Raw genomic sequence first — 24,408 nt, 5'->3', positions numbered from 1 at the left:
TTACAAATATTTCTTAAAGCGACTGGCTGTAATGGAAACCATCACACTTAATAAGATACTGACGGGTATGAACATTAGTGCTGGGGTAATACACAAAGGAACTGCTAGCCATAAGGCCAATAACATCAGCAAACCACGTTTGAAGTAGCGATTTAGTTGATGGAATACATAAGAGGATTCACGTCCTAAAGACGCGGTGCGAATGGCTCGTTGATTCAAACCATCGACCAAACCTGCTGTCATAGCTAAAGCAAATAATGGAATGCTTGCCAGAAGAATCATCAGCTTGATAAACATCACATGAGCAGTCAGGCTGATAAGCAACCCAACTTGTTTTGTAATGGTAAATAAGTCATCCACTATCTGATCCAATTCAGAGTTGTTTTCGGGTAAAACCGTATTTAATTCATTTTTAATAACGGTAGTGACTTTTGCTACTTTGTCAGTCATCTTTTCAGTTGGTACTGAGGTAACCCATGATTTGAAACGCTCAGCCACTGAAGCATCATTAAATTCTGCGACTGCTATAGTTTGTTGTTTAGATAGTTCATAGATGGTTTCCCAGGCTGAATCAAAGCCAGTCATTCCCCATAGACTCAATGCCCAACCCAATAAAATCAACCAACCTATAAAGACAAGTAACAGCAAGCTCATGATGATTCTTTTGGATTTCTTTTGGGTTTGAGTCTTTATTGCCATATCTCACCCTCATGAAAAATTAGTGGGTAATGGCTTTCATTGAAGATGGCTAAAAGATCATCTACATTAGCAGGCAATAATGGTGCTTTGGTTAATTCCTGAAGTTCCTGCAGACTGGAACTGCTGTCTATATTAGTAATAAAACCCAGTGCATTTATTTTTTCTAACTCTTGTGCATGATCTTTTAACCATTCACGGGATGCAGCATCATCACCAATGATAAAGATAGAATAAGAAAAGTTTACCAATTCTAATTTGCGTTTTAATACTTTGCCCGCTGTTGCTTTGCTGGTAGCAGGTAATCGTGCATCCAGTTTTACCTGAAGTTTCAGTGATTCCTCTGATAGTTGCTCTTGCGATTCTTTGATGTAATGTTCCATATCGATGACTTGATACGCATAGCAGGAAGTAATCATCAATAAACCCGCAATCAGTGATATCTTTCTCATCTTAAAACCTCCCCAGATCAACAACGCTTGAACTGCCATTTTTAGAAAGTAATAACAACGGGGTGGTTTTTTTATTTGCCTTTAAAGATTGATAATTCAGGTCACCATGATTAAGCGTAAGACGACCACTGTTTATCAGATGTTGTGGGATTTGATTCTTGTTAGCCCATAATTGAATTGATAAATCATCACTATCCAAAAGCATGAGGTGTAAGCGAGTATCCGGAGTATTTTCAACTGCTTCAGTTAAAATCATCAAAATAGTTTTGACTGCTTCATCTGGTTTCATAAACAGATAAAGGATGTCTCCCTGATTTAGTTGAACAGACTTATAGACATAGGGTGAGTAAGGAGACGGATCAAAATCACCAACAACAGGTACATTAGCAAAGAGCTTGTTATATGCTTTATAAAATGCATTATTCCAGGCAATATTTTTAGAGACTTTCTGGGCTTCCTGAGCTGCTGCAAGTTCTGCAAAATGATTGCGTTCGTCTTCATTTCTGGCATTAAGCCCCAGTATATCCAGTGGGGTTTGTCTTAATCCCTGATAATAGATCTTGCTGCGATTCTTCATGAGGAATACATAACGCTTTTCTTCCTCAAGGGTTAGCTCCCAAACTTTGGCTTCATGAAGTTGTTGTTCATTGAGCTTTAATTTGTTTACGTCTTGTTCCAAAGTTAGATCGTCATTATTTACAGTTAACCCAGCTCTCGCTAAAGTTTGGTCTTGTGCACTTTGAGTATTCAATGATTGAGTATTAATGCCAGGGATATTCAATTCAGCGTGTACTGCATGAGTTGATAGCAAAGTGAGAGTGAGTACTGTTTGTTTAAACATGTTGCTCACCTTGTTCCATATTCACTGGAACACGATCTTTATTACTGTTTTCAAATACAAGGTGTTGCCTGCCAAAATCAATTTCTAAGACAGACCATCCTGCCAGGGTATCCCCTCTTTCCATTGGGACAGTTTTAAAATCATAGATAACACTAGCTACACTGACTTGTTGAATGCTGTCTATGCTCAGAACTTTAAAGGGCAAAGCAGTAACGGGTAGATATTTGATGGGGTGTTCTTTCTTATCCAGAGTGTTAACGACCTTATGGATAGTATCGAGCTTCTGGGTTAATTCTGATCTGCTTTCAAGCACCAACTGATTTAATTTGCTTTCATCTGTAGATTTCAATTGTTCAATTAATCCGGCCAGTTTATTAAAATCCTGATTGATGGAACTTAAATCAATTTTTTCTACTGGCTTTTTAATTTCTGTTTGAAGAGTAATGAGTTGAGATTGAATGTCGTTTAAACGAGAACTAATGACATCATTGTCTGTGGTATTGTCATTCGAATGCATTACTCCAAGGACAATGCCACTAACAATCGCTACATTAACTAATGCAATAAATACCCATTTACTCACGGATTTATTTAACGAAATCATGATTTACTCCTTACTATTTTTTTAACAACAGGTAGATAGCCAGGTTTCAATTTGAAATTCACTTCCCGTAGCAACGGATTAACAACCAGCATAAAGACTTGCTGTCCCGCAAGGACTTCAAGTCCATCCTTAACGCTTAAAGGGCCTAAATTTCTATCGATTTGAGGTAAGGTCTGCAGCATTACTGCCTGTAAACTTTGGGGTTGCTTTTCTTTTACAGCTAAGGAATAACCAGAGTATTGCAACCACCATTCTATTGCCTGACCAACAGTTTTAACTTCTTGGGGGAAATGAATTTGTTGCACTGCCAATAAAGGATTAACTTGAGCAGCTAAAGGTTTATTAGCGACTGTGGCATAACGATTAATCTGAGTAACATCTGCCAGCGCATGGGTCGTAAAAGTTAAGATGCTTAGTGAAGTAGCAAGTAACATTTTGAACATAACAAACTCCATCAGGGCTTCATGCCCTGAGTTGATAATTAATTGGTTTCTGAAACAATTTCTTGCTGTGTGACAACCTCAGGATTAGCCTTCTTCCTTAAATAGATTTCTTTACGATCAACATCCACATTTGACGGCGCATGAATCCCTACCGCAATGTGACCTCTACGAACGTATAAAATTTTGATTTGAATCTGGCCTTTGTCTATGAGGATTTCCTCTCCAACACGGCGAGTAAGTACTAGCATGGCAACACTCCTGTTTTGATTAACTGTTTAATTTTTTTAACATGGCTTTGATATGCATCTCAGCGACTTCACGGCTCGCTGGTTTGTTGGAATCTTGATTCATAGGGCGAGGAATTCTGCGACCCTGGATTGCTTTACAATCTTCAATAAACTGAGGCAGTGTTGGTGGATACCCTCTCCCCTCACGAAGCATGAGCAAAACCTCTTTCAGGATTTGGTTGTCAAAACGCAATAAAGCGTCAAACCACTCTTTTTTAGCACCAGCCAACCCACGTTCATTTTGGAAATTACTCCACCAGATATGGCCATAAATCGCCCCAAGACGGCTAAACAGGGTATCTATACGCTTGTCATGAACTTCGGGAGCTGCTGAACTGGACGATGTTACTTGATGATTGCCCGGGCTCTTCATCGTTGAAATCGAAGTCCGTGTCTCCGCATGAGTCCCAGAAAATTTCGATTGGAGATTTTTTTGCACGAGTTGCTGTATGTTTTGCATTGCTATGCTCCTGTTTTCTGACAGCGGAAATTTCATCATCCCAGCAGTGTTGAGCTAACCAGTTGGCTGGATACTTCCATGGAGGAACCCAATCACCTGCAAGGGCTTGCTCATCCCAATTCTTCACTTGTGCAATCAGAGCGCTGATTATTTTGTCCACTAGAAAATCATCGGGATTGATTTGTTTAAACTCCTGCCATGCTTTTTGTTTGGATTTTTTGCTTGGGTAATGCGACCAAAATTTTTCAAATTGCGTAAATAAATATAAATAATTATTCTCTTTATGAGGTATGTCGGCTTTTGCACATTTAGCTATGTCGGCTTTAACTGGTTCGAAGTTCGATTGGCTACTATTATCAAGGACATCTTGAAATTCAGGACTGATGCCTTGCTGTGACGGCTTTGTGACGGCTTTTTTCTGGACATAATAATCCCTTGTCGCTAAAAGGCATTTTAAAATTAATTGATGATCTCTGGATTCGAATTTAATAAGACCCGCTCTTTCAAGACCAGCGATTGCACGGCGTGTTTGTGCACGAGAAAAGCTAACACTTTTGATGCCTTGATGTGGTTCGATATACAGTTGTTCGGCAATGGATTGATAGCTTATCCCCCTATCAATCCCTACTATCCCGGTTTTCACATTCATATAAGGCCTAATCCCTCTAAAATAAGCTAATTGCTGAATGTGCGGTAAGCCACACAATGCAACCATTTCGTTGTCATTAACAGTGAACTCCATTGATCCCTCTTCTTCCGTTGACTTAATTAATCATCAATTTTGCTGTATGTTATATTTTGAAAATTAATGACCCATATTAATGCTCTTATTGTGCATTATTACTCGAATCGAGCAACTATAATTAGAACTTAACACATATTGAGAATGTGTCAATATCTGGTATCATATTTATTAAGTATTTTTATGGACGTAACATGGAATGAACATCAAAGAGAAAATAGGACAACGAATTAGACATGAACGAACCACTAAAGGCCTAACGAGAAAGGCTCTAGCAGAGTTAACAGAGGATTTAAAAGTCTCTCGCATCAACAATTACGAACGCGGCGAAAGAACCCCTGGCCCCGAAGAAATCAAACAACTAGCTAAAGCACTAGAGGTATCTCCATCCTTTTTAATGTGTTTGTCCGATGACAAGCAAGGAAGATTAAATAAAACTCCTGGCTTGGGTGCTCTAATTCCAGTGCTGGATTACAAGCAGGCTGTAAATCCTGCACTACTTATTCAACAAATCAAAGAGGAACACTACTCTGAAAAGGTTGCATTAATCCCAGTTAGTTCAGGACTGACTGAGCGTATCGGTCCAAATGCCTTTGCGATGGAAGTAAGGGATGACAGTATGACTCCAGAATTCAGAGTGAATGATGTGCTCATCATTGATCCTGATACCACTCCAAATCCAGGAGATTTTGTGGTGGCTAAGCTTGATTCTGAAAATGAAGTGATTATTCGCAAATATAAGCAGCTTTCTACTTCTAAAACATCTCCAGCATTTGAATTAATTGCGCTTAATGAAGATTGGGCAAGTGTTCGAGTCGATCCCGACACCAGCTGTGAATTAGTTGGGGCGGTTATAAGTCTGAATAGATTTATTAAATTATGATCTATTTAAGATGAATCCAAGGATAATTAATGAAACCGATTTTGATAAACCTACCCATGCCGATAATAACCCCTAGGTTATTAATAAGACCCACCCAAGTAAATGACGGTAAGGCAGTGAATGCCGCTATTTTAGAATCCTATGAAGAACTCCATCGATTTATGGATTGGGCTAAAACAAAGCCCTCTGTAGAAGACTCAGAAGAACAGGCTCGACTCGCTGCCGCCAACTGGATTCTAAAGAGAAATGAAGAACCGTGGCTTCAACTATTTATTTATGACAAAACCACTGGAGAATTTATTGGCGGGACCGGATATCATCATATTCTTTGGGAAGTACCCTCTGTTGAGACAGGATATTGGATACGCAGCTCTCGTGCAAAAGAAGGTTTGATGACCGAAGCGATTAATGCCATTACACAATATGCGTTCAAACAATTAGGCGTAAAACGAATGGCCATTACCTGTGACCTTGATAATAGCAGAAGTCGAATGATTCCCGAGCGACTGAATTACACTTTAGAGGCAACCCTAAAATCAAATAGAAAAAAACCAATTACAGGTGAAATCAGCGATACACTTGTCTACGCAAAATATGATCTTGATAATCTACCCAATCTAAACGTGAATTGGCCTACAGAATGAACTCTCTCCAATTCAAGAACCTATGCGAAAATGACCTGGAGCTTCTCTACACTTGGTTCAAAGAACCAACGATTAACCAATTGTATGCTAGAAACGAAACTTGGTCGCTTGAAGATATTCAAAAGAAATACTTACCCAGAATTTTAGGTCAAGAAAATGTACCCAGCTTTATCATTATCAAAAATGATAAGGCCATAGGATTTATACAATATTATTGCCTGACTGTATCTTTACCTGAATGTATAGAAGGTTATAACAATCCTTTATTTAAAGAATACACTCCAAATCAACTTGCCGGAGTAGATCTTTTTATCGCACAAGCAAAAGATCGTGGCAAAGGTATAGGGGAATCTATAATAAACAGCTTTATCTCAAAATATTTAACTCAGTTCCGGGCTGTTCTCGTTGATCCAAACAGTAATAATCTCCACGCAATTCGATGCTATGAAAAAGCGGGGTTTGTAACATCAACGTTCAGCCAAGACCTAGATTATATTGTTATGATTAGAGCTTTAACTCCATTTTCATAGGATGCATCTAACAAATGAATGATGAAGCCAAAACCATACTAAATGATCTAACAAGTGACATAAACCAGTTATTAGGTTTTCATGAGGGCACCCCTAGAATTAATTACGGTCCTTGTGGTGTATTTGCTCAGTTATTTTATGAAGCATGGAATAATCGTTTCCCTGAAAAAGCACATATCTGCTTTGTTATGATGCCTTCAGGTGATGAGTGTGATCATGTCGTTATTAGACTCCCAACAAGGAACTTATACGATGGTGGTGTAGGTGTTCATTCTGATGATTTCTATACTCCACAATTTATCATAGAAGAGATGCTGGAATATGATCATGCCCTATTGGAAAAATGGTCTTATGGTCTTGACCGTACTTACCCAAGATTCTGCCCAGAATTTGATAAAAACAAAGTAAAAAAATTGATTGATTATCACCTAGATCGCTTATCCAAGTTATCAATATTGAATTCATAAAGATAGGTATAACGAAATGAACTGGGAAACAACCTTAAAAAAAATAACTGACGAATCAGCTTATAATGCTGCAATGATGTGGGTTGATAAACCTACAAATCTAAAGCTTATAAATAACCAAATTAACTGTGTTTACCGCTTTGAATTCGAAGATCAAGGCTATTATTTACGTATCACTCATGAGCAGATAAGACCCTATAACGAACTAGCAGCCGCAATTGATTTTCAAAACCACCTATTTTTCAACGATGCCCCTGTTTGCCAAGCGATTAACTCTAAAAACAATGCATTTATTGAAACAATCAAGCAAGTGGAATTGGAATTTTTAGCCCATGTTTGTATTGAAGTACCAGGCAATGTTATCGATTTTGACGACACAAGCAAAGAAAAATATTTCAAGTGGGGCAAGAGCCTTGCAACGCTTCATCGTGCATCACAATCCTACCAACCTAAAGAGCATCATTTTAGAACCTGGCGTGATTTATGGAAGGAAACAGAGGACTATTTACATGGTGAAAGTAATGAAATAAAAGACCTTCATCAAAAAATTGCTTCATTCTTTAATCAGCTTACACCTACACCATCAAATTTTGGCCTGACCCACGGCGATCACAGACCAGGAAATGTCCTTTATGATGGGAATAAAGTTTATATTATTGATTTTGATGAACCCGTACATCATTGGTATATGGCTGACATAGCCAAACCATATCTGGATTTATGTGCCAAGCCCCATGAAACATGGAAACAGTTGTTCGATTGGTATATCGAGGGGTATTGCACCATACTTCCTATAAATAATACTGAATTAAAGCAAATCAACTGGTTTACACAAATGAAAAGCTTGGATATTTACCTTTGGTGCAAAAACAATTGGTATGAGCCCACAGCCCCAGACGGAAAACCAAGGGATCAATGGCTAAGTGAACTTAAACAGATGACGCTATGCTCCCTCTTTAACTTTTAAAAATACAAAGAGGAACCTATGACAACTAGTACATTGATTCGCAAAGCAGAGCCTAGTGATGCAGAAGCAATAAGTCATCTTATCATCCAAACATTAACAGAAGTTAATTCAAAAGATTATTCTAATGTAATCATAAAAAGGGTAATTGAAAATTTCTCTCCAGATCAAATATCAAAACTTATGACTCAGAGACAGGTTTTTGTCATAACAGAATTAGATTGCATCATAGGTACTGCAAGCCTTGAGGAAAATGTCATACGCTCCGTTTTTGTGTTACCCGGCAAGCAAGGTAAAAATATAGGATTTTTATTAATGTGTTATTTAGAAAAGATCGCACGGGAACAGAATATTCAGAGCCTCACAGTTCCCTCTTCAGTTACTGCAGAAGGATTTTATCGAAAACTTGGTTATAAAGCTTTACGTAATGAATACTATGGAGAAGAAAGGACCATCATCATGGAAAAACATCTTTAACTTTTGATATTAATTTGATAAACCGAACAACAGGATTGATTATGCGACAAGATCCCCAGTTAACAATAAAGAATGAAGAAATCTACAATCTAGAGTTATTGCTCTTAACGCCCTCTGTAAGACAATCTACAGATCAATTAAGACTGTTAATTGCCGATGATTTTGTTGAATATGGCAGCTCAGGCAGGATTTATAATAAATTAGATTTGCTTGAATCCCTCCCTGAAGAAAAACAGGAATGTTATGCTGTTGAGGATTTCACCTCATCAGAGCTTTCAAAAAATGTCATTCTTGCAACTTACAAAGTAACTATTGGCACTCGGCAGTCATTACGCTCTTCCATATGGAGACATAATGGAAGCAATTGGCAAATGATTTTTCATCAGGGAACAAATTGTCAAACTTAGGCTTTAAAATAAATTGCTAATGAGAGACTCAACAACCAAACTATTTTTTGGAGAACAAAATGCGATCTCTTTATCCTGCGCCATTAAGACCAGGTGACACCATAGGATTAGTTACTCCCTCAAGCCCCTTAATGCCTGGTGCTATTGAAGCGGGTGTGCAATTTTTAGAGAAAAATGGATTTAAAGTGAAACTTGGAAATCATATTTATGATTCAGATCGATTTCTAGCAGGTAGTGATATAGATCGCACAAAGGACCTCATGGATTTTTTTACAGATTCTACGGTTAAAGCGATTATAGCAACGCGTGGCGGCCAAGGTTCCCAGCGACTATTACCTTTACTTGATTATGATGTAATTCGCTCTCACCCCAAAATATTGGTTGGATTTAGTGATACAACTGCTTTACAACTCGGTTTGTTGAAAAAAACCAAGCTTGCCACCTACACAGGGTTTACCTTAACCGTTCAGCCCAATACCCTGATTGAACAAACATTAATGGCTTGTTTATCTGGAAAATCTTATCGAATCACTGAAGGAATAGGCGTTTGTCCAGGAATTGCTAAAGGCCCTATAGTTGGAGGGAATTTAACGTTACTCACAACGTTAATGGGAACTCCTTTTCAACCTGAATTTGAAGGAAGTATTCTACTGATAGAAGATATTAATATTGAGCCTTACAATCTTGATAGAATGTTCTCTCAATTGGACTTAGCTGGTATTTTTAATCAAGTAGCGGGTATTATCATTGGTCAATTTGAAAATTCCACAGGAAAAGATTCAAATTCTCTAGAAGGTACTGTTGATGACGTAATTAATGAATGGATCTCTCATTTTAAAGTCCCTTGCATTAAAGACTTTCCTTATGGTCACGGCGCAAAACGATGCGTTCTACCAATTGGGAAAGAGGTTATATTAGATGCGGGGAAATGCACTCTTTCCATTTATTAAATTCAGGTTAAGGGTCGGGAATCTTCTTGGCCTCCTTAGAACATCAATATGCTATCATTAAAAATGACTATTTATTTGAGATGTCATATGAATTTTAAAATTACCGAACATTATGCAAGAGGCGAAGAAAAACTTATTGCTGAGTGTGATGAATTAAATGACGCAAAATTCTTTATGTCAGAAAAATCATCTATAGATGATATGGAAAGAAAAAAAGTTATTTATAGACTATATGATGACCATGAACTATTGCATGAATTAAATAAAGAGAACATTTCTATTACCCATGCCAAATATGCAGAGGGTAATGGTGATTTTAATAATGCAACCCCATTTATTTTCCAAGTCATGATAAAAACCATGGACTCTTTGGAAAGAAAAACAATTGCTCAATTTAATGATAAAAATGATGCCTATCTATTTGTCGTTTGTAAATTCGAGCATGATAATAGGATACAAGATAACGATTTGCTCTTAATACTTAAGGATAAAATTTTAATTGATACGGCAAACAAAACCATCTTTGCAAATCGAAAAAAAGAATCTAGCGGATCCAGTGGTAACGAGAAAGGATCAACATATAAGCTAAGTCCATTATCAACCAGGCCAACACCTGGCGGTGGCCCTGCCGATTATTGGGTTAAGAATGAAGATGAGGATGAATAAAGCATTGCGCATGGAACAGGTTGTACAGTCATATGTAGCAGATAAACAATTCATGGGATCAATTCTTGTCGCACAACATGGGCATATTATTCTGGATAAAGGTTATGGCTACGCCAATCTTGAATGGCAAATACCTAATACAACAACTACAAAATTTCGCATCGCTTCGCTCACAAAGCAGTTTACAGCCGTAGCAATTTTATTGCTTGAAGAACAGGGTAAGCTTAAAATAAGCGATTTCATTAATAAATACATGCCAGATGCACCTTCTGCTTGGGACAAGGTAACACTCTTCCATTTGTTAAACCACACCTCAGGGATTCCTAGTTACACTAGTTTTCCTGATTTTGCTGCATTTACAACAAGTACCAAAACACCAGAACAACAAATCGAATTTTTTCGCAACAAACCATTAAATTTCCAACCTGGATCAGACTTTGAGTACAATAATTCGGCCTATGTGCTCCTAGGATATCTAATTGAAAAAATAAGTGGTCTGATGTGGTTCAATTGATTTGGACATACCAGTTAAGAGATAATTTGCTTAATTGGAGGTCACAATGTCTACAAGAAGAAAATATACAAAGGAATTTAAACTGGATGCGGTTAGCTTAGTAACTGAACAAGGATACGCATGTTTAGACGCTGCCAGGAGCTTGGGAATTAATTCGAATATTTTGAGTCGCTGGATTCGAGAGGCAGCAGAGAATAATGAAAATGCTTTTCGTGGAAATGGTAAATTGACGGAAGAGCAACTTGAGATTCGCCAGTTACGAGAAGAAGTCAGAAGGCTGACAATGGAGAAAGAAATACTAAAAAAAGCCACGGTCTTCTTTGCGAAAGAAGCGAAATAAAATATTCGTTTATCGCCCAACACAAGAAGACCTGGCCGGTTGGCATGATGTGCCACCTCATGGGCGTTACTCCTTCTGGATACTATAGTTATCAAAAGCGGAAACAAACAAACCCGAACAATGAACCAGAACATCAAGAGCTATTGGAGTGGGTTAAAAAAATCTCGGAATCCAGCAAGTTCTCGTATGGAAATCGCAGGATAAGGAAAGCACTGAATGCTCTTGGTTATCCGGTTGGTCGAAGAAAAACCCGTAGTTTGATGCGTGAGGCTGGTATTTTTGTTCGATATAAAAAGAAATACAAAGTGACAACAAACAGCAATCACAAGCAACCTGTTTTTGATAATGTGTTAAACAGGAGGTTTCAGGTCAATGAGCCCAATCGTGCCTATGTGTCCGATATTACTTATATCTCAACCCATGAGGGCTGGTTATACCTGACCGTGGTGATTGATTTGTTTTCTCGGAAAGTAGTGGGTTGGAACATGAGTTCGAGAATGAAGACTGATACGGTTTGTGATGCATTAACAATGGCCATTTGGCAGAGAAATCCAAGTTCAGGCCTTATTGTGCATTCCGACAGAGGCTCACAATATGCCAGTAAACAATATCGTGACCTTCTCAATCAATATGGTCTAGTGGGCAGCATGAGCAAAAAAGGTGACTGCTGGGACAATAGCATTGCTGAAAGTTTTTTCGGTCGCTTGAAAGACGAGCGAGTACATTGGCGTAATTATCAAACCCGGAAGGAGGCAAAGCAGGATATCCTCGATTACATTACTATCTTTTATAACAATCAAAGATTACATTCGTCTTTGGATTATCAAAGCCCAAATCAATTTGAAAACCACTATTGGGGGCTATTGAAAAAAGTGGCTTAACTGGAGTGTACAAATTTGGTTGACCACGTCAGTCAAAGCTATGCAGATTTTGTTATTCATAATATCTTCAAACCTCTTGATATGAACGATTCAGGATATGACTCCCATTCTGAGATAATATTACATCGCGCGTCTGGCTATATGGTGAGTCCCAATGGACTTTGTAATGCAGATTTCTTAGATATGAGCATACCCTATTCAGCAGGTTCTCTTTACTCCACAACTCACGATTTACTGCTATGGGAACAAGGATTGTTTGGAGGGAAAATACTATCATCGGCATCACTAGAGAAAATGATTGAACCTTTTAAAAATGATTATGGCTTCGGAGTAAGAGTACATTCTTTAGATGGGCATAAATCAATAACACATGCCGGTGGCACCAGTGGATTCAATACAAAACTAATCTACTCGCCAGATGACAAGTTAACTGTAATCGTATTGGCCAATCTAAATGCATTAGGATATGTTGCGCAGGATCTTGCTTTGAAAATGGTGACCCTAGCTCATGGCAAGACAGTTACATTACCCTCAGAAAGAAAAGAAATAAACGTATCATCTGAAACACTTGCTAACTATGTTGGTACTTACAACGTTGCTCCCTATGTTGGTCCATACGGCTTAACACCCTTAAAGCAACTCGTTATTTCTCTAGAAAATGGTTTCTTAGTCACACAAGAAACAAATCAACCAAAAACACAACTTTTTCCCGAATCAGAAACTCAATTTTTTGGGAAAATACCAGATATCCAAATTAATTTTTTCAAAAATAAACAAGGACAAATCTCTCACTTGGAATTGCACCAAGATGGGGAAATTTCAACTGGAATAAATCATCATTTATACTAAGCATAGATATGAGACTAATGGCTTAATAATATGATTGACCCCATAAAACAACTCAATATATGGATAGATGAGGAGCGCCATAAAGGTGCGCCCAATCCTCAACAAGCAGTCCTGTCTACTGCAACAAAAAAGTCCATTCCCCATGCACGGGTGGTCGCTATTCGTGAGATTAGTGAACAAAGCTTATTGTTTTTCACTCAAAAAGGCACCCGAAAGGTGGCCGAGTTAACCACTAATCCGATTGCCTCGCTCACTTTTTGGTTCGAGTTGTTACAGCGTGAAGTAATTATTGATGGCGTAGTTGAGTCCTTATTGCCTGAGGAAAATGAACTATATTGGCAAACATATCCCCGCGAGGCGCAGATTAGATTTTATAGCTATGCAGCTACTTCATCCCAACCCATTTTAAACAAGCATCAACTCGAAAAGAAAAAGAAGGACATTGACGTTAATTATCAGGACAAACCGCTACCAATGAGCGAATTTTATTGTGGATTTAGAATAAAACCTGTACGTATGGTATTTTATGCTTATCGGACTGATGAATTATCAGATGTGCTTGAATATCGCTTTGTCGATAATAGCTGGATTAAAACGTTGTTGTCGCCATAACTTACCTCTTTTTTTGGTTAAATTATTTGGAACAATAACACTCTGAACAATGCCCAATCATTTCATATTATGGTAAAACCGAGAATACTAATGAATTACAAAATTGAACACATTTCAGCTGATGAAGCTGAGCTGTTGTGTCGTCAGATTACAACAGACTTACCTGAATATTTTGGATTGCCAGAGTGTAATGAACATTATGCGTTAGGGGTTCGATCACGCATTAATTTTGCGGCCAAATCAAATGAGGCTTATGTGGGGCTATTAAGCCTTGATTTTCCATACCCTGCAAACAGCAATATCTATTGGATGGGAGTTTTACGAGCATTTCATAGCCAAGGAATAGGATACCTATTAATCCAGGAAGCTGTACAATATGCACGACAACAAAGTGGCTCTACCATGACCGTTGAAACTTTGGCTCCAGCAGAATCTGATGAAAATTATCTAAAAACCTATAACTTTTATAAACATATAGGTTTTAATCCCTTACTGAATTTAAAACCCGCAGATTATGAATGGAATATGGTTTATATGGCTTTGAATCTAAATCAATTCAAAAGCCGACCAAATAATGAAACCATCTCTATAAGAGCATTTGTTGCTGAGGATATTCCCCTTATCGTAAGTAATTTCGCCAAACACCACTGGCCCAAACCGCCATCTACTTTTGAAGCCTACCTTCATGAACAAAAGCTTAATGAACGTATCGTCTGGATCGCTTTTTATAAAAATGAATTTGCTGGCTACATCACATTGAAATGGAATTCTTTATATCAATCATTTAAAAATCAAGGCATCCCTGAAATTATGGATCTAAACGTCCTACCCCCTTATCGAAACCACGGGATTGCTTCATCGTTACTTGATATAGCAGAGCTTGAGGCAGTTAAAAAACAAAATAAAGTAGGTATTGGAGTTGGACTTTATGATGGCTATGGCAGTGCGCAGAGATTGTATATTAAAAGAGGTTATATACCCGATGGGTTGGGTGTTACTTACAATTATAATCATGTTACCCCCGGTGCCAATGTTTGCCTTGATGACGATTTAGTACTTTGGTTTACTAAGGAATTTTTGTGAAACTAAAAGTGAATTATGGCTACTGAACCTGTGCCAGGAAATGACAATGTGAATAAAGAAATCATCCAATGGGGTTGTAAATATCTTTCCTCTCATGGGTATACGCTAAAAAGTAACCTGCCAGAACGTGTGCAAGAAACACCTTGGTCTTACGTGGTCCGTTTTGCAACATCTGATGGGTACATTTATTTGAAACATACTCCAGAGCTCCTTGCATTGGAGGCGACCATTATCCAAACTTTGCATGATCAATTCCATGCTTCTGTTCCAAAAGTTATCGCGCACAATACTGAATTAAACTGCTTTTTAATGAAAGATGCGGGCAAATCACTAAGAGGAATGCTAAAACAGAAATTCGATGAAGCATTGCTTTGCAAAGCTATTGACCAATTTACATCACTTCAAATATCAGTTGCAGATCGCGTAGATGTTTTTCTTGATATTGGAGTTCCAGATTGGCGATTAGATATATTTCCTGATTTATACAACGAACTGATTTCACAAAAAGATTTATTGATCGCAGATGGACTATCAGAAATAGAAATTAGTCAGTTGGAGGCGCTGCTTCCAAAAGTTTCACATTTATGTAAAAAATTATCTGACTATTCTATCAAACAAACCATTGTTCAACCTGATTTTAATGACAATAACACGCTCATAGACCATATATCGCAAGATATCACCATCATTGATTTGGGTGAAACAGTGATTTCGCATCCATTTTTTTCACTGTTAAACTGTTTACTACAAATTAAAAAACATCATGCACTAACAGACAAAGATGATACCTATCTGAGGCTCAAGGATTGTTGTCTTAAAAATTATTTGCATTTTGAATCTAAAAAGCACTTGTTAGATGCTTTTTCAACGGCTGGCATATTATTTTTTATTTATGGAGCATTGAGCAGTAATCGATTGATGAGCGCATGTGATAAAGCAAAATTTACATCATCATTTCAAAGACATGCAAAGCCCAGTAATCCATTGAAAGAATTTATAGCCGCATGTAATGCGAAGGATTAATAATGAATACATCTACAACTGGATAATGCATTATGAATACTCACAGAATAATTGAAGTTGTCCCCTATAATCCAGAGTGGCCCAATTTATATAGAATGGAAGCAAGTCGTATCAAAGAAGCTCTTGGAGAAAATTGCATTGGCATTCATCACATTGGATCTACTTCTGTGCCAGGCCTGGCAGCGAAACCGGTGATTGATATGATTCCAGTAGTTCGTGACATCATGAAAGTCGACAACTCTAACAATGCTATGCAGCTATTGGGTTATGAAGCAAAGGGTGAGTATGGAATTGCATTTAGGCGATACTTTCAGAAAGGGGCTGAATTTAGAACCCATCATGCTCATGTATTTGAAGAAGGCAGTCCTGAAATTGAAAGGCACTTAAAATTTCGTGATTTGATGAGATCCCATCCCACTGACCGGGATGCTTATGCAGCACTGAAACAAGAGTTGGCTAAAAATCATCCCAATGACATCATGGCTTATTGTCTAGGCAAAGAGGCATTTATTGCAGACATTGATAATAAAGCAGGGTGTTTTGGTCTTCGCATAGTGAAATCATTAACTCCCCGTGAATGGGAAGCAGTGCGTCATTTTCGTCAACACTATTTTTTTGATAAAGTGCCCGTATCAGATCCATATACCTGGACTTTTGATCACGAAGATCATGTCCACTTTATTCTTTACAAAGGAACACAGATTAAGGGTTATGCTCATATTCAATTTTGGCCAGAGCATAGAGCCGCACTTCGTATCATGGTCATTGAAGAACATTCAAGGAATCAGGGAATAGGCGGAGCATTTCTAAATCTTTGTGAACGTTGGTTATATCGACAAGGCATTGTTGTATTGCAAATGGAGTCTTCACCCGAAGCGAAAAAATTTTATGTGCGCCAAGGATATATTGAAATGCCATTTAACGACCCTGAACAGGGCTTAAGTTTCCCGCAAGATATCCCTATGGGTAAAGTGCTAGTTAAAAATAATATTATATAGAGATAGAAAATCATGGCGAAAATGCATGAAAATGAGCTTGAAATAGACGAAGTTCTTGTCCACAAACTTCTTAAAAATCAGTGCCCTGAATGGGCTAATCTCCCTATAAAACCTATATTATCAAGTGGAACAGACAATGCGTTATTTCGTTTAGGTAGTGAGTACGTTGTTCGTCTTCCTCGAATCGAATGGGCTCCAGGAAGTATCAATAAAAGTATTAATAAAGAATATGAATGGATTCCAAAAATTGCTAAATTTTTGAAAATATCGGTCTCTGAACCTTTGTTCAAAGGTAATCCTGAAGAGTTCTATCCTTGGTTTTGGACAGTGACCAAATGGAATGAGGGGAATAACCCTAATTTTGAAGAAGATAAGGAATATGAACTTCTTGCTAAAGACTTGGCTTTGTTTTTAAACGATCTACACGACATAAAACTATCAAACGGCCCTGCTTCCCGTCGCGGTATTCTCCTAAAAACAAAAGAACTCGATGAAGAGACACGGAAAGCTATAGGAGAACTTGAAGGAGAAATTGATGTTCAATCCATAACTTCTTTATGGAATCAGCTATCGAATGTCCTCTATTGGAACAAGGAACCCGTATGGGTACATGGAGACTTTTTACCAGGAAATATTTTAGTTCAAAACAATCGACTCAGTGCGGTAATTGATTTTTCCGATTTAGGTATAGGTGATCCTGCTTGTGATCTGGTTATCGCTTGGAGTTTACTTAACTCACATTCAAGAAGAATCTTTAGGGAAAATCTACAACATATCGATGATGATACATGGGAAAGAGGTAAGGGCTGGGCTCTATCAATAGCACTTATTATGTTGCCGTATTATAAGAATTCAAATCCTGTTTTAGCAACGCTCGCAAGACGAATGCTGGAAAATATGAAAGAGAAAAACTTATGATTATTAAAGACATCGAATTCCAACTCAAAATAATTAAAGCGACTATAGATGATTATCCAACCGTTCAAAATATGGCGCGATTTTATGTTTATGATATGTCCAGAAGTTGCGGTTTCATCAGTGATGATTGGGCCTGTCCATCTGATGGGCTTTATGAAAGTTATGACTTTAAAGTGTATTTTGATAATCCCCAAAGGCAAGCATTTCTAATCAAAGTCCATGATGAATTAGCAGGCTTTGTTCTACTGAATAAAGAAGGTACACAACCCAACATTGATTGGAATATGGGAGAATTTTTTATCCTCGCTAAATTTCAAGGGAGTGGTATAGGGAGCCGTGCAGCCCATGAGATTTGGAAAACACATCCTGGCCTTTGGGAAGTATCTGTCATTCCTGAGAATAAGCCCGCTTTAGCATTTTGGCGTAAAACCATCTCGACTTTTACAGTAGGTAACTATACTGAAGAACTCAAAGCAATTACATATGATTCACATCAACCAGAACGTTATATTTTAAGCTTTGATACGCACAGCAATTCATCAATTAATAACACTGATGATGACAGCAGCTTAAAAATTTCCTTTGTTGATAGCATAAGTGATGAGCTTGACAAGCGTATGACAGATGGGTTCATCACTTATGAAACAAGCCATGGAATCGATGTGAATTACAAACGCTTTTCAGTAATACTATCAAAGGAAAATAATATTGTTTGCGGCGTGATCAATGCCTTCACTGCCTTTGCCGAAATCTATGTTGATGATATTTGGGTAGATAGTGCCTATCGTGGCAGAGGGTATGGAAAAAAATTATTACAGACTCTTGAAGATCATTTTAAAGGACAAGGATTTAATAACATCAATCTTGTGACCAGTGCTTTTCAAGCACCAGAGTTTTATAAAAAATGCGGGTTCACAGCCGAATTTACCCGAATAAATAAAATTAATCCCCAGCTTTCAAAAACATTCTTTGTTAAATTTTTTGAAGAAGAAAACCAAACTCAAGGTTTACTTAAGTATTCAGAGTAATAATTATGAATAGCAACAATGATGATTTTAACATTGAAACCCAAAGATTAGTACTTCGTCCATTTAACCTTGAGGATTTAGATGCTTTTTCTTTAATATGTTCAGATCCGAAGGTAATGCGTTTTATAGGAGATGGACAACCTCTTGATAAAGAGACCGTTAGAGAGCGAATGGAATCCTGGATAACTTCATATGAAGAGCAAGGATTCGGATTGTTAGCTCTCACCTTAAAAGAAAACGGCAAACTTTTAGGATTTTGTGGCTTAATGCCACAAATTGTTGATGGCGAGTCCTATATTGAACTTGGCTATAGACTGGATAGTGCTTTTTGGGGGCAAGGAATTGCAAGTGAGGCAGCCACAGCCGTAAGAAACTACGCATTCAAACAATTAGGGCTAACTAAACTTATTTCTATCATCCACGTGGATAATTTAGCTTCAAAAAAAGTAGCACAAAATATTGGAATGAATCATTTGAAACGTACTCATTTTAAGAGTGTTCTAGTCGATGTTTATTTTATGAAATCTAATATTTTTTTGGATAAAAAATGATAACAATTAATCTCCTTAAAAATCACCAAGACTCAATTCCCAGACTTGCCACAATTTGGCATGAGGTTCTTGGTAAAATATGGGTACCTGATGTTCCTATTGAACAAGTCATTAAAAAATATGATTCCCATTTAAATGACACTCAATTACCTATAACTTTTGTGGCAACAGATGGTGAGAAGCCTGTAGGCATGTGTAGTTTAAGAGAAAATGATGGAATACGACCAGACCTAACACCTTGGCTAGGATCACTTGTTGTATCTCCTGCCTATCAAAAGAAAGGGATAGCCTCATTGCTTATTGAGACAACCCAACAAAAAGCAAAGGATTTGGGTTTTAAAAAAATTTATCTATTCGCCTTTGATCCTACCATTCCTGATTATTATTCTCGTCTTGGATGGAGCGTAATAGGAATTGATGAATTCAAAGGACACACTGTGACCGTAATGGAGTTTCACTTATGACAAAATCCTTGGATAGATAGGTGCACCCAAATAATCGGAGAGTCGCTCAATCAGTCCTTGTTCTCGAAATTTTTCTAATAATGCAGGGGTTTGCTCTCTATGTAGTATCTCAATGACTTGGTCAACACCATGTCTACCAAGATCTCGAACCAGGCATCACAGATAGTTGATCTTCCTGCACTGGATGGTCACTAGTAATATTACAAGTTTCATCAACTAGCTTCCCTCTTAAATTCGCTTTTAAATTATAGTAGAAATGAAAAATCCATCTCTACTATTTAAATAGTAGACTCTACTATAAAACTAGTATAGTATGGCTATTATTATATAGCTGGAGAAAAAAATGCCAAATAAACCAATCATCTCATCTTCTGATCGCCTGCTAACGGAAGTTGAATTTGAATTAATGACGATTATTTGGGGACTTAATAAGGTAACCATTAAAGAGGTGCACTCACATTTACCCAAAGAACGAAATTTAGCGTATACCACTGTGGCGACTGTCGTAAAAGTATTAGAGCAAAAAGGGTTTCTTGCTTGTCAAAAAGACTCGTTTGCCCACGTTTTTTTGCCTCTGGTATCCAAAGAGGATTACGCAAACACCAGTATTGAACATGTGCTTACCCATAATTTTGATGGCAACCCAGTAGCTTTACTACAAAGATTACTTTGTGCTAAGAAATTACGGCAAGATGAAATTCAATCCATTGAAGATGCCTTAAAAAAATTAACTCCGGTGAGCGAGTAAATATGAATAATCTAATACTCTTTATTGAAATATTTTTCAGTATCCATGCATTATTATTTTTGAGTTCATTTTTTGTGGGAGGACGATGGCTGAGCAATGAGCCTTCGTTTAAATTGAAATGTGTTCGTCTTCTATTAATTAGTTGTGTGGTATCCCCACTAGCAGTTCATTGTATAAAACCTGCAGAAAAACCGCTGATACTTAAATTTGTTTCTTTGGACGCGATGCAAGACTATGCAAGCCAGTCCCTTGTAGCACCTCAAAAATCAGATCTTGGCTTACAGGTTACACCTAACTCAAAACTAAGCGATCTAAACTATACCCAACTTTTATTTATCCTTCTTGGAATAGTGGTTTTATGGCGGGGCTCTCGTCTTACTAGAGATCTAAGGCAGTTGAATTTAATATTGCATTCAGCGATTCCCTATCGAACTTGCGGTAGGCTGATGATTAAGGTATCACCTCTTTGCCATATTCCTTTTTCAATCCGCTTATTTAATAAGGCCTATATCATATTGCCTGTTTCCTTATTGTCCTCTTCACAGGATGTAAAAATAGCTATCGCTCATGAAGGGCAACATCATCGCAATGGGGATTGCTTATGGGCTTATTTTATAGAAGGAATACGCATTATTTTTTTAGGGAATCCTGGTGTTGCTCGATGGCATAGGATTCTCAGTGAATTACAAGAATTATCATGCGATGAAGCCTTGGTTGGCCACCAAAAAATTTCAGCTCATGATTATGGCCACTGCCTGTTCCATGTGGTTCAGGCAGTTTCTCAATCTCCTAAGCATTCTCAGCGAGAATTTGCATGCACCGTTGGGATGGCTTGGGGAGGAGGAAAACAAGAAAGTACATTCATCATTAGGAGAATTAATATGTTAACCAATTATAAGGTCAATAAGTCCAAACACTTATTATTAGGTACTCTATTTGTGGGAATTGCGATTACAGCACCTATCTGTACAGCTTATGCTGCGCTGGGTTCTCTTTCTGGCTCTAAAGCTAAGGAAGTAGATACTTCCTTACTAAATCCTGAAATTCAAAACATAGCTGTTGATGAAATTACAGCTGCCGTAAAAAAATATCATGCTAAATCAGGGGCTATTGCAATAGTAGAGCCGAGTACTGGAAAAATCATCGCATTTGCGGAAGCAGGAACAAGCAATGGTGCAGCAAGCTGGAAGTCACGTATTTTTGCTCCGGCATCTACTATAAAGCCTTTTGTTGCAGCGGCTGCAATTGATTCTGGTGTCGTTTCCGAAACAACAAGTTATGATTGTCATTCACCTTATTATGTTGATGGCGTAAAATTTACTAATTATAACTCTGATTTTGGTTCTGTCTCGGTAACAGATGCACTCGCCAAATCCGTTAATGTGTGTTTGATTAAAATTGCCCAAAATACAGGACCGGTTGTATTTCGTGAAAAACTAGCAGGGTTTGGTTTTAATATGAACAACTGGCCGCAAAAAGGTAAAAGTGAAGCCTTACAGCTTGCAACAGCTTCACTAGGTGACATTCCTGTTACTCTTGAAACCCTTACAAAAACCTATGCTGTTCTTGCCAATAAAGGGCATTTACCTCAAGCAAATGCAGGCTCTGTAATTTTGGAGACTACTGCAAATTCAGTAACCCGCATGCTTGAAAGGTCTGTTACCTTGGGAACGGGAAAACAAGCGGCTATTGATGGTATTTCAGTTGCAGGTAAAACTGGAACTCTTGTTGATGAAACTAATGGCACACACTTGGCGCTATTTGGAGGATATGTTCCTGCTAATGCACCACGTTTTGCTATGGTAGTCATTCTGGAGGATGGTTATAGCACCGAAAAGAATGGAGAGAAATCAACTACGGGTGGAACGCTTGCAGCCCCTGTATTCCATAATGTTGCAATAAAGGCTCTCTAAAAAGTTTTATAAAAGCTGAAGTTTGGGTACAAAACCATCAACTCTTGTACCCAAATGAGAGACTTAAGTATCAATTTTGTATGGTCAACCTCAGTATTCAGGTAAAGAAAACGGCTGTACTTCTGCCACCGTCAATACATTTGATTGGGAAGCTCTTGTTTTTAAGATTGAATTTGAAAGGCATGGATTCCTCAAAGATTCAGTATTTTATTTTTTACGCAAGAATTTCTGATCTTTATATCAATCTTCGCCTGGAAGTTTTGGTTTGAGTGTAGTTTGAAAGGGAGACGGTGAACTATGCTCTTTTCCCTGTTGGCTTTCAGTTACCTCTGGCTCAACAGGACGTATTTCGTCTAAAACACGGCTCTTAAATCTTTGAGTTATTTTTTGCCCAGTTGGAGCTACTTTATAAGTTTCTGTGCTGTGCTTATGCTCTAAAGTCACCGCTCTATCTTCTGATTCAGTACCTAAATCGGAAAGATTATCTTTTCTTGTTGGCTCCATGACCAGCGTTTTTTTCAGTTCAACAGATGAATTAAGCGCAGAAAGTCGAGACTCTACATATTTACCAATAACAGCAGTACGTTCTTCCTCGCCTTCTTTCCATCCAGGCTCTACATTTTTAGCAAGACCAAATTTTTGAAAAAACCAATTAAAGGCATGTTCTAATTTCACTTCTGGACCCACAATTAATTCAGCAAGGACATGTCCATATCCGTGGGGAGACTTATTAAGCTCCTCGTTACCATTAGCAAGTAAAACAACAGAAGATTTGGTTTCCATATCCATTGCAACCCACCCGCGCCACTGGTTCATGTCACCACTATGGAAAGCTGTTGTGACCTTACCCTGCTCATCTAATTGCAATCCAAAACCTAATCCCCATGCGAGGTGTTGTCTGTCTTTATCTGATACCTTCAAATCTTTAGCCCATTGATCTGTCATCAAGGATATTTGAGGCTTAAAAGCTTCATGCAATGTTTCATTTTTATGAGTATGCTCTGTAACTAAAGTTACCTCAGCAAGTTGCTCATCTGATAGATTATTAATTGGTTTGTCTTCAGTTACTTCAGCGAATCTATGCTGTAGTTCCTCTAATTTGGACTGATCTAATTTGATCTGGTGCAGGGTACTATCTAACTTATTGTAGTAAAAAAAGCCCGTTTCAGTAAGAATATATCTTGAGGTTATTGAGTCTTTTTGATTTTCATTTGTCGGATTTTCAGACATTTTTATCAGACCACATACTTGCATCCAGGCTGAGGTTAAACGAGCATAATCACTTGGCGTAGTATGAAGGGTATTCGCTGCATGGGATTTATCCTCAGTACTTCCGGGAGCTACAAAGCTGCTATGTACCATATTCAAAGGTTGAAAAATCTCTGCCTTGGCAAGCTTTTCAAGTGACATGTTTTGATCTTTTTCGATGGCCTTTTGCAAATAGTATAAGGCCGTATTTCCATAGGAATAGGCTGTTCCTGGTGGAAACTCTAATCTTGGTGCGCCATTAATAGGTATGCCTGAACTGTGTGATAAAACCATACGAGGAGTTATTTTATTTGCTTCTTCAATAAAATCTTTACTAACTCCCTTACCTAAATTATTTTTATAGAAGTCTTGTATTGGTAGAATTTCTGAAATAGGGGTGTCTAAAGTAAATGGCTTGGTAAATTTTTTATCAGATATCATTTTAAGTACTAAATAGGAAAATACAGCCTTACTAAGGGATGCAGCTCCAAATTTTGTATCTGGCTCTACTTTGGCTCCTGGAGTTTCAAAGTATACATCGGTTTTTCCTATTACCTCGGGTCTAATAGGCTCTCCTGGTTTAAAATATGCAATAGATGCACCCGGAATTCCTCCTTTAATCATTCTCTCGTCAATTTCTTCTTTATATTTCATAGTGATTTTATTCGCTAGGTGCCATTAGCTTATTATATAATATTTTGGTGAGACTGATTTTGAACAACCCC

31 protein-coding genes are annotated in these 24,408 nt (G+C 37.8%); 22 read left to right on the top strand and 9 right to left on the bottom strand.

Annotated features, from left to right (window positions below; all coding sequences use genetic code 11):
• The 8 genes from DYE45_RS02410 to DYE45_RS02375 form a co-directional block, all read right to left on the bottom strand.
• Positions 1-699: a TIGR03747 family integrating conjugative element membrane protein gene (locus DYE45_RS02410; protein WP_115300352.1), complete on the bottom strand. Its 699-nt coding sequence runs from the start codon at positions 697-699 to the stop codon at positions 1-3.
• Positions 690-1,148: an integrating conjugative element protein gene (locus DYE45_RS02405; RefSeq protein ID WP_115300351.1), complete on the bottom strand. Its 459-nt coding sequence runs from the start codon at positions 1,146-1,148 to the stop codon at positions 690-692. Before DYE45_RS02405 ends, DYE45_RS02410 begins: the two co-directional genes overlap by 10 nt.
• Position 1,149: 1 nt before the next feature.
• The gene (locus DYE45_RS02400) at positions 1,150-1,989 is read right to left on the bottom strand and encodes a TIGR03759 family integrating conjugative element protein (protein ID WP_115300350.1); all 840 of its coding nucleotides are present in this window, start codon (positions 1,987-1,989) and stop codon (positions 1,150-1,152) included.
• Positions 1,982-2,593 (bottom strand): hypothetical protein, encoded by a 612-nt coding sequence (locus DYE45_RS02395; RefSeq protein ID WP_115300349.1) that lies wholly within the window; start codon positions 2,591-2,593, stop codon positions 1,982-1,984. Before DYE45_RS02395 ends, DYE45_RS02400 begins: the two co-directional genes overlap by 8 nt.
• Positions 2,590-3,036 (bottom strand): PFGI-1 class ICE element type IV pilus protein PilL2, encoded by a 447-nt coding sequence (gene pilL2, locus DYE45_RS02390; protein WP_370447863.1) that lies wholly within the window; start codon positions 3,034-3,036, stop codon positions 2,590-2,592. Before pilL2 ends, DYE45_RS02395 begins: the two co-directional genes overlap by 4 nt.
• 38 nt (positions 3,037-3,074) lie before the next feature.
• Positions 3,075-3,284 (bottom strand): carbon storage regulator, encoded by a 210-nt coding sequence (locus tag DYE45_RS02385; protein ID WP_115300348.1) that lies wholly within the window; start codon positions 3,282-3,284, stop codon positions 3,075-3,077.
• A gap of 19 nt (positions 3,285-3,303) precedes the next feature.
• On the bottom strand, positions 3,304-3,552 hold the full coding sequence (locus DYE45_RS02380; protein WP_231865837.1) for a Vir protein: 249 nt from the start codon (positions 3,550-3,552) through the stop codon (positions 3,304-3,306).
• 82 nt (positions 3,553-3,634) lie between these two features.
• On the bottom strand, positions 3,635-4,525 hold the full coding sequence (locus tag DYE45_RS02375; protein ID WP_115300347.1) for an LvrA C-terminal domain-related protein: 891 nt from the start codon (positions 4,523-4,525) through the stop codon (positions 3,635-3,637).
• Positions 4,526-4,724: 199 nt separating this feature from the next.
• Between DYE45_RS02375 and DYE45_RS02370 the strand changes: the two genes are divergently transcribed.
• From DYE45_RS02370 to DYE45_RS02265, 22 genes are all read left to right on the top strand, one after another.
• A complete protein-coding gene (locus DYE45_RS02370) occupies positions 4,725-5,408 on the top strand; it encodes a LexA family protein (RefSeq protein ID WP_115300346.1) in 684 nt (227 codons plus the stop codon).
• 29 nt (positions 5,409-5,437) lie between these two features.
• Complete coding sequence (locus DYE45_RS02365; RefSeq protein ID WP_115300345.1) at positions 5,438-6,052, top strand: GNAT family N-acetyltransferase; 615 nt, start codon at positions 5,438-5,440, stop codon at positions 6,050-6,052.
• Complete coding sequence (locus DYE45_RS02360; protein ID WP_115300344.1) at positions 6,049-6,582, top strand: GNAT family N-acetyltransferase; 534 nt, start codon at positions 6,049-6,051, stop codon at positions 6,580-6,582. Before DYE45_RS02365 ends, DYE45_RS02360 begins: the two co-directional genes overlap by 4 nt.
• A gap of 14 nt (positions 6,583-6,596) precedes the next feature.
• Positions 6,597-7,049 (top strand): hypothetical protein, encoded by a 453-nt coding sequence (locus tag DYE45_RS02355; protein WP_115300343.1) that lies wholly within the window; start codon positions 6,597-6,599, stop codon positions 7,047-7,049.
• Positions 7,050-7,065: 16 nt separating this feature from the next.
• The gene (locus tag DYE45_RS02350) at positions 7,066-8,016 is read left to right on the top strand and encodes a phosphotransferase enzyme family protein (RefSeq protein WP_115300342.1); all 951 of its coding nucleotides are present in this window, start codon (positions 7,066-7,068) and stop codon (positions 8,014-8,016) included.
• Between the two features lie 18 nt (positions 8,017-8,034).
• Positions 8,035-8,490, top strand: a complete 456-nt coding sequence (locus tag DYE45_RS02345; protein WP_115300341.1) for a GNAT family N-acetyltransferase — start codon at positions 8,035-8,037, stop codon at positions 8,488-8,490.
• A gap of 41 nt (positions 8,491-8,531) precedes the next feature.
• Complete coding sequence (locus DYE45_RS02340; RefSeq protein WP_115300340.1) at positions 8,532-8,897, top strand: nuclear transport factor 2 family protein; 366 nt, start codon at positions 8,532-8,534, stop codon at positions 8,895-8,897.
• Positions 8,898-8,956: 59 nt separating this feature from the next.
• A complete protein-coding gene (locus DYE45_RS02335; RefSeq protein ID WP_115300339.1) occupies positions 8,957-9,847 on the top strand; it encodes a S66 peptidase family protein in 891 nt (296 codons plus the stop codon).
• A gap of 87 nt (positions 9,848-9,934) precedes the next feature.
• Positions 9,935-10,513: a hypothetical protein gene (locus DYE45_RS02330; RefSeq protein WP_115301052.1), complete on the top strand. Its 579-nt coding sequence runs from the start codon at positions 9,935-9,937 to the stop codon at positions 10,511-10,513.
• On the top strand, positions 10,506-11,027 hold the full coding sequence (locus DYE45_RS02325; protein ID WP_160160660.1) for a serine hydrolase domain-containing protein: 522 nt from the start codon (positions 10,506-10,508) through the stop codon (positions 11,025-11,027). Before DYE45_RS02330 ends, DYE45_RS02325 begins: the two co-directional genes overlap by 8 nt.
• A 46-nt stretch (positions 11,028-11,073) precedes the next feature.
• Positions 11,074-12,248, top strand: a protein-coding gene (locus tag DYE45_RS02320) for an IS3 family transposase (protein ID WP_115300337.1) whose coding sequence is annotated in 2 segments (ribosomal slippage) — positions 11,074-11,326 and positions 11,326-12,248 — 1,176 coding nt in all. Because the reading frame shifts where the segments join, the coding sequence is not laid out codon by codon here.
• Between the two features lie 15 nt (positions 12,249-12,263).
• Positions 12,264-13,097, top strand: coding sequence for a serine hydrolase (locus tag DYE45_RS02315; RefSeq protein ID WP_115300336.1), 834 nt, complete (start codon positions 12,264-12,266; stop codon positions 13,095-13,097).
• A gap of 30 nt (positions 13,098-13,127) precedes the next feature.
• Positions 13,128-13,709 carry a pyridoxine/pyridoxamine 5'-phosphate oxidase gene (locus DYE45_RS02310; RefSeq protein ID WP_115300335.1) on the top strand — a complete coding sequence of 194 codons (582 nt, stop codon included), beginning with the start codon at positions 13,128-13,130 and terminating at the stop codon, positions 13,707-13,709.
• Positions 13,710-13,799: 90 nt separating this feature from the next.
• Positions 13,800-14,792, top strand: a complete 993-nt coding sequence (locus tag DYE45_RS02305) for a GNAT family N-acetyltransferase (protein WP_115301051.1) — start codon at positions 13,800-13,802, stop codon at positions 14,790-14,792.
• A gap of 15 nt (positions 14,793-14,807) precedes the next feature.
• The gene (locus DYE45_RS02300) at positions 14,808-15,815 is read left to right on the top strand and encodes an aminoglycoside phosphotransferase family protein (RefSeq protein WP_242602738.1); all 1,008 of its coding nucleotides are present in this window, start codon (positions 14,808-14,810) and stop codon (positions 15,813-15,815) included.
• Between the two features lie 32 nt (positions 15,816-15,847).
• Positions 15,848-16,813 (top strand): bifunctional GrpB family protein/GNAT family N-acetyltransferase, encoded by a 966-nt coding sequence (locus DYE45_RS02295; RefSeq protein WP_115300334.1) that lies wholly within the window; start codon positions 15,848-15,850, stop codon positions 16,811-16,813.
• Positions 16,814-16,825: 12 nt separating this feature from the next.
• The gene (locus tag DYE45_RS02290) at positions 16,826-17,731 is read left to right on the top strand and encodes an aminoglycoside phosphotransferase family protein (protein WP_115300333.1); all 906 of its coding nucleotides are present in this window, start codon (positions 16,826-16,828) and stop codon (positions 17,729-17,731) included.
• On the top strand, positions 17,728-18,759 hold the full coding sequence (locus DYE45_RS02285; protein WP_115300332.1) for a GNAT family N-acetyltransferase: 1,032 nt from the start codon (positions 17,728-17,730) through the stop codon (positions 18,757-18,759). Before DYE45_RS02290 ends, DYE45_RS02285 begins: the two co-directional genes overlap by 4 nt.
• Before the next feature lie 5 nt (positions 18,760-18,764).
• Positions 18,765-19,310 carry a GNAT family N-acetyltransferase gene (locus DYE45_RS02280; protein ID WP_115300331.1) on the top strand — a complete coding sequence of 182 codons (546 nt, stop codon included), beginning with the start codon at positions 18,765-18,767 and terminating at the stop codon, positions 19,308-19,310.
• The gene (locus tag DYE45_RS02275) at positions 19,307-19,774 is read left to right on the top strand and encodes a GNAT family N-acetyltransferase (protein WP_115300330.1); all 468 of its coding nucleotides are present in this window, start codon (positions 19,307-19,309) and stop codon (positions 19,772-19,774) included. Before DYE45_RS02280 ends, DYE45_RS02275 begins: the two co-directional genes overlap by 4 nt.
• Before the next feature lie 343 nt (positions 19,775-20,117).
• The gene (locus tag DYE45_RS02270) at positions 20,118-20,522 is read left to right on the top strand and encodes a BlaI/MecI/CopY family transcriptional regulator (protein ID WP_115300329.1); all 405 of its coding nucleotides are present in this window, start codon (positions 20,118-20,120) and stop codon (positions 20,520-20,522) included.
• A gap of 14 nt (positions 20,523-20,536) precedes the next feature.
• A complete protein-coding gene (locus DYE45_RS02265; RefSeq protein ID WP_115301049.1) occupies positions 20,537-22,435 on the top strand; it encodes a M56 family metallopeptidase in 1,899 nt (632 codons plus the stop codon).
• A gap of 240 nt (positions 22,436-22,675) precedes the next feature.
• Here the strand turns inward: DYE45_RS02265 and DYE45_RS02255 are convergent, their stop codons facing one another.
• Complete coding sequence (locus DYE45_RS02255; protein ID WP_115300328.1) at positions 22,676-24,337, bottom strand: serine hydrolase domain-containing protein; 1,662 nt, start codon at positions 24,335-24,337, stop codon at positions 22,676-22,678.
• Positions 24,338-24,408 lie beyond the last annotated feature (71 nt).

The organism is Legionella taurinensis (assembly GCF_900452865.1).
Classification (GTDB): domain Bacteria; phylum Pseudomonadota; class Gammaproteobacteria; order Legionellales; family Legionellaceae; genus Legionella_C; species Legionella_C taurinensis.
Note: the sequence above shows the minus strand (reverse complement) of the source record. Positions and strands in the feature narration are given on the sequence as shown.

What these genes read in the sequence shown, in the direction of transcription:
- DYE45_RS02345 (WP_115300341.1), top strand. Translation starts at nt 8,035, where the DNA reads ATGACAACTAGTACATTGATTCGCAAAGCAGAGCCTAGTGATGCAGAA.
- DYE45_RS02325 (WP_160160660.1), top strand. Translation starts at nt 10,506, where the DNA reads ATGAATAAAGCATTGCGCATGGAACAGGTTGTACAGTCATATGTAGCA.
- pilL2 (WP_370447863.1), bottom strand. Translation starts at nt 3,036, where the DNA reads ATGTTCAAAATGTTACTTGCTACTTCACTAAGCATCTTAACTTTTACG.
- DYE45_RS02295 (WP_115300334.1), top strand. Translation starts at nt 15,848, where the DNA reads ATGAATACTCACAGAATAATTGAAGTTGTCCCCTATAATCCAGAGTGG.
- DYE45_RS02275 (WP_115300330.1), top strand. Translation starts at nt 19,307, where the DNA reads ATGATAACAATTAATCTCCTTAAAAATCACCAAGACTCAATTCCCAGA.
- DYE45_RS02310 (WP_115300335.1), top strand. Translation starts at nt 13,128, where the DNA reads ATGATTGACCCCATAAAACAACTCAATATATGGATAGATGAGGAGCGC.
- DYE45_RS02270 (WP_115300329.1), top strand. Translation starts at nt 20,118, where the DNA reads ATGCCAAATAAACCAATCATCTCATCTTCTGATCGCCTGCTAACGGAA.
- DYE45_RS02395 (WP_115300349.1), bottom strand. Translation starts at nt 2,593, where the DNA reads ATGATTTCGTTAAATAAATCCGTGAGTAAATGGGTATTTATTGCATTA.
- DYE45_RS02335 (WP_115300339.1), top strand. Translation starts at nt 8,957, where the DNA reads ATGCGATCTCTTTATCCTGCGCCATTAAGACCAGGTGACACCATAGGA.
- DYE45_RS02255 (WP_115300328.1), bottom strand. Translation starts at nt 24,337, where the DNA reads ATGAAATATAAAGAAGAAATTGACGAGAGAATGATTAAAGGAGGAATT.
- DYE45_RS02355 (WP_115300343.1), top strand. Translation starts at nt 6,597, where the DNA reads ATGAATGATGAAGCCAAAACCATACTAAATGATCTAACAAGTGACATA.
- DYE45_RS02285 (WP_115300332.1), top strand. Translation starts at nt 17,728, where the DNA reads ATGATTATTAAAGACATCGAATTCCAACTCAAAATAATTAAAGCGACT.
- DYE45_RS02280 (WP_115300331.1), top strand. Translation starts at nt 18,765, where the DNA reads ATGAATAGCAACAATGATGATTTTAACATTGAAACCCAAAGATTAGTA.
- DYE45_RS02405 (WP_115300351.1), bottom strand. Translation starts at nt 1,148, where the DNA reads ATGAGAAAGATATCACTGATTGCGGGTTTATTGATGATTACTTCCTGC.
- DYE45_RS02340 (WP_115300340.1), top strand. Translation starts at nt 8,532, where the DNA reads ATGCGACAAGATCCCCAGTTAACAATAAAGAATGAAGAAATCTACAAT.
- DYE45_RS02305 (WP_115301051.1), top strand. Translation starts at nt 13,800, where the DNA reads ATGAATTACAAAATTGAACACATTTCAGCTGATGAAGCTGAGCTGTTG.
- DYE45_RS02290 (WP_115300333.1), top strand. Translation starts at nt 16,826, where the DNA reads ATGGCGAAAATGCATGAAAATGAGCTTGAAATAGACGAAGTTCTTGTC.
- DYE45_RS02385 (WP_115300348.1), bottom strand. Translation starts at nt 3,284, where the DNA reads ATGCTAGTACTTACTCGCCGTGTTGGAGAGGAAATCCTCATAGACAAA.
- DYE45_RS02330 (WP_115301052.1), top strand. Translation starts at nt 9,935, where the DNA reads ATGAATTTTAAAATTACCGAACATTATGCAAGAGGCGAAGAAAAACTT.
- DYE45_RS02375 (WP_115300347.1), bottom strand. Translation starts at nt 4,525, where the DNA reads ATGGAGTTCACTGTTAATGACAACGAAATGGTTGCATTGTGTGGCTTA.
- DYE45_RS02410 (WP_115300352.1), bottom strand. Translation starts at nt 699, where the DNA reads ATGGCAATAAAGACTCAAACCCAAAAGAAATCCAAAAGAATCATCATG.
- DYE45_RS02365 (WP_115300345.1), top strand. Translation starts at nt 5,438, where the DNA reads ATGAAACCGATTTTGATAAACCTACCCATGCCGATAATAACCCCTAGG.
- DYE45_RS02350 (WP_115300342.1), top strand. Translation starts at nt 7,066, where the DNA reads ATGAACTGGGAAACAACCTTAAAAAAAATAACTGACGAATCAGCTTAT.
- DYE45_RS02400 (WP_115300350.1), bottom strand. Translation starts at nt 1,989, where the DNA reads ATGTTTAAACAAACAGTACTCACTCTCACTTTGCTATCAACTCATGCA.
- DYE45_RS02360 (WP_115300344.1), top strand. Translation starts at nt 6,049, where the DNA reads ATGAACTCTCTCCAATTCAAGAACCTATGCGAAAATGACCTGGAGCTT.
- DYE45_RS02370 (WP_115300346.1), top strand. Translation starts at nt 4,725, where the DNA reads ATGAACATCAAAGAGAAAATAGGACAACGAATTAGACATGAACGAACC.
- DYE45_RS02300 (WP_242602738.1), top strand. Translation starts at nt 14,808, where the DNA reads ATGGCTACTGAACCTGTGCCAGGAAATGACAATGTGAATAAAGAAATC.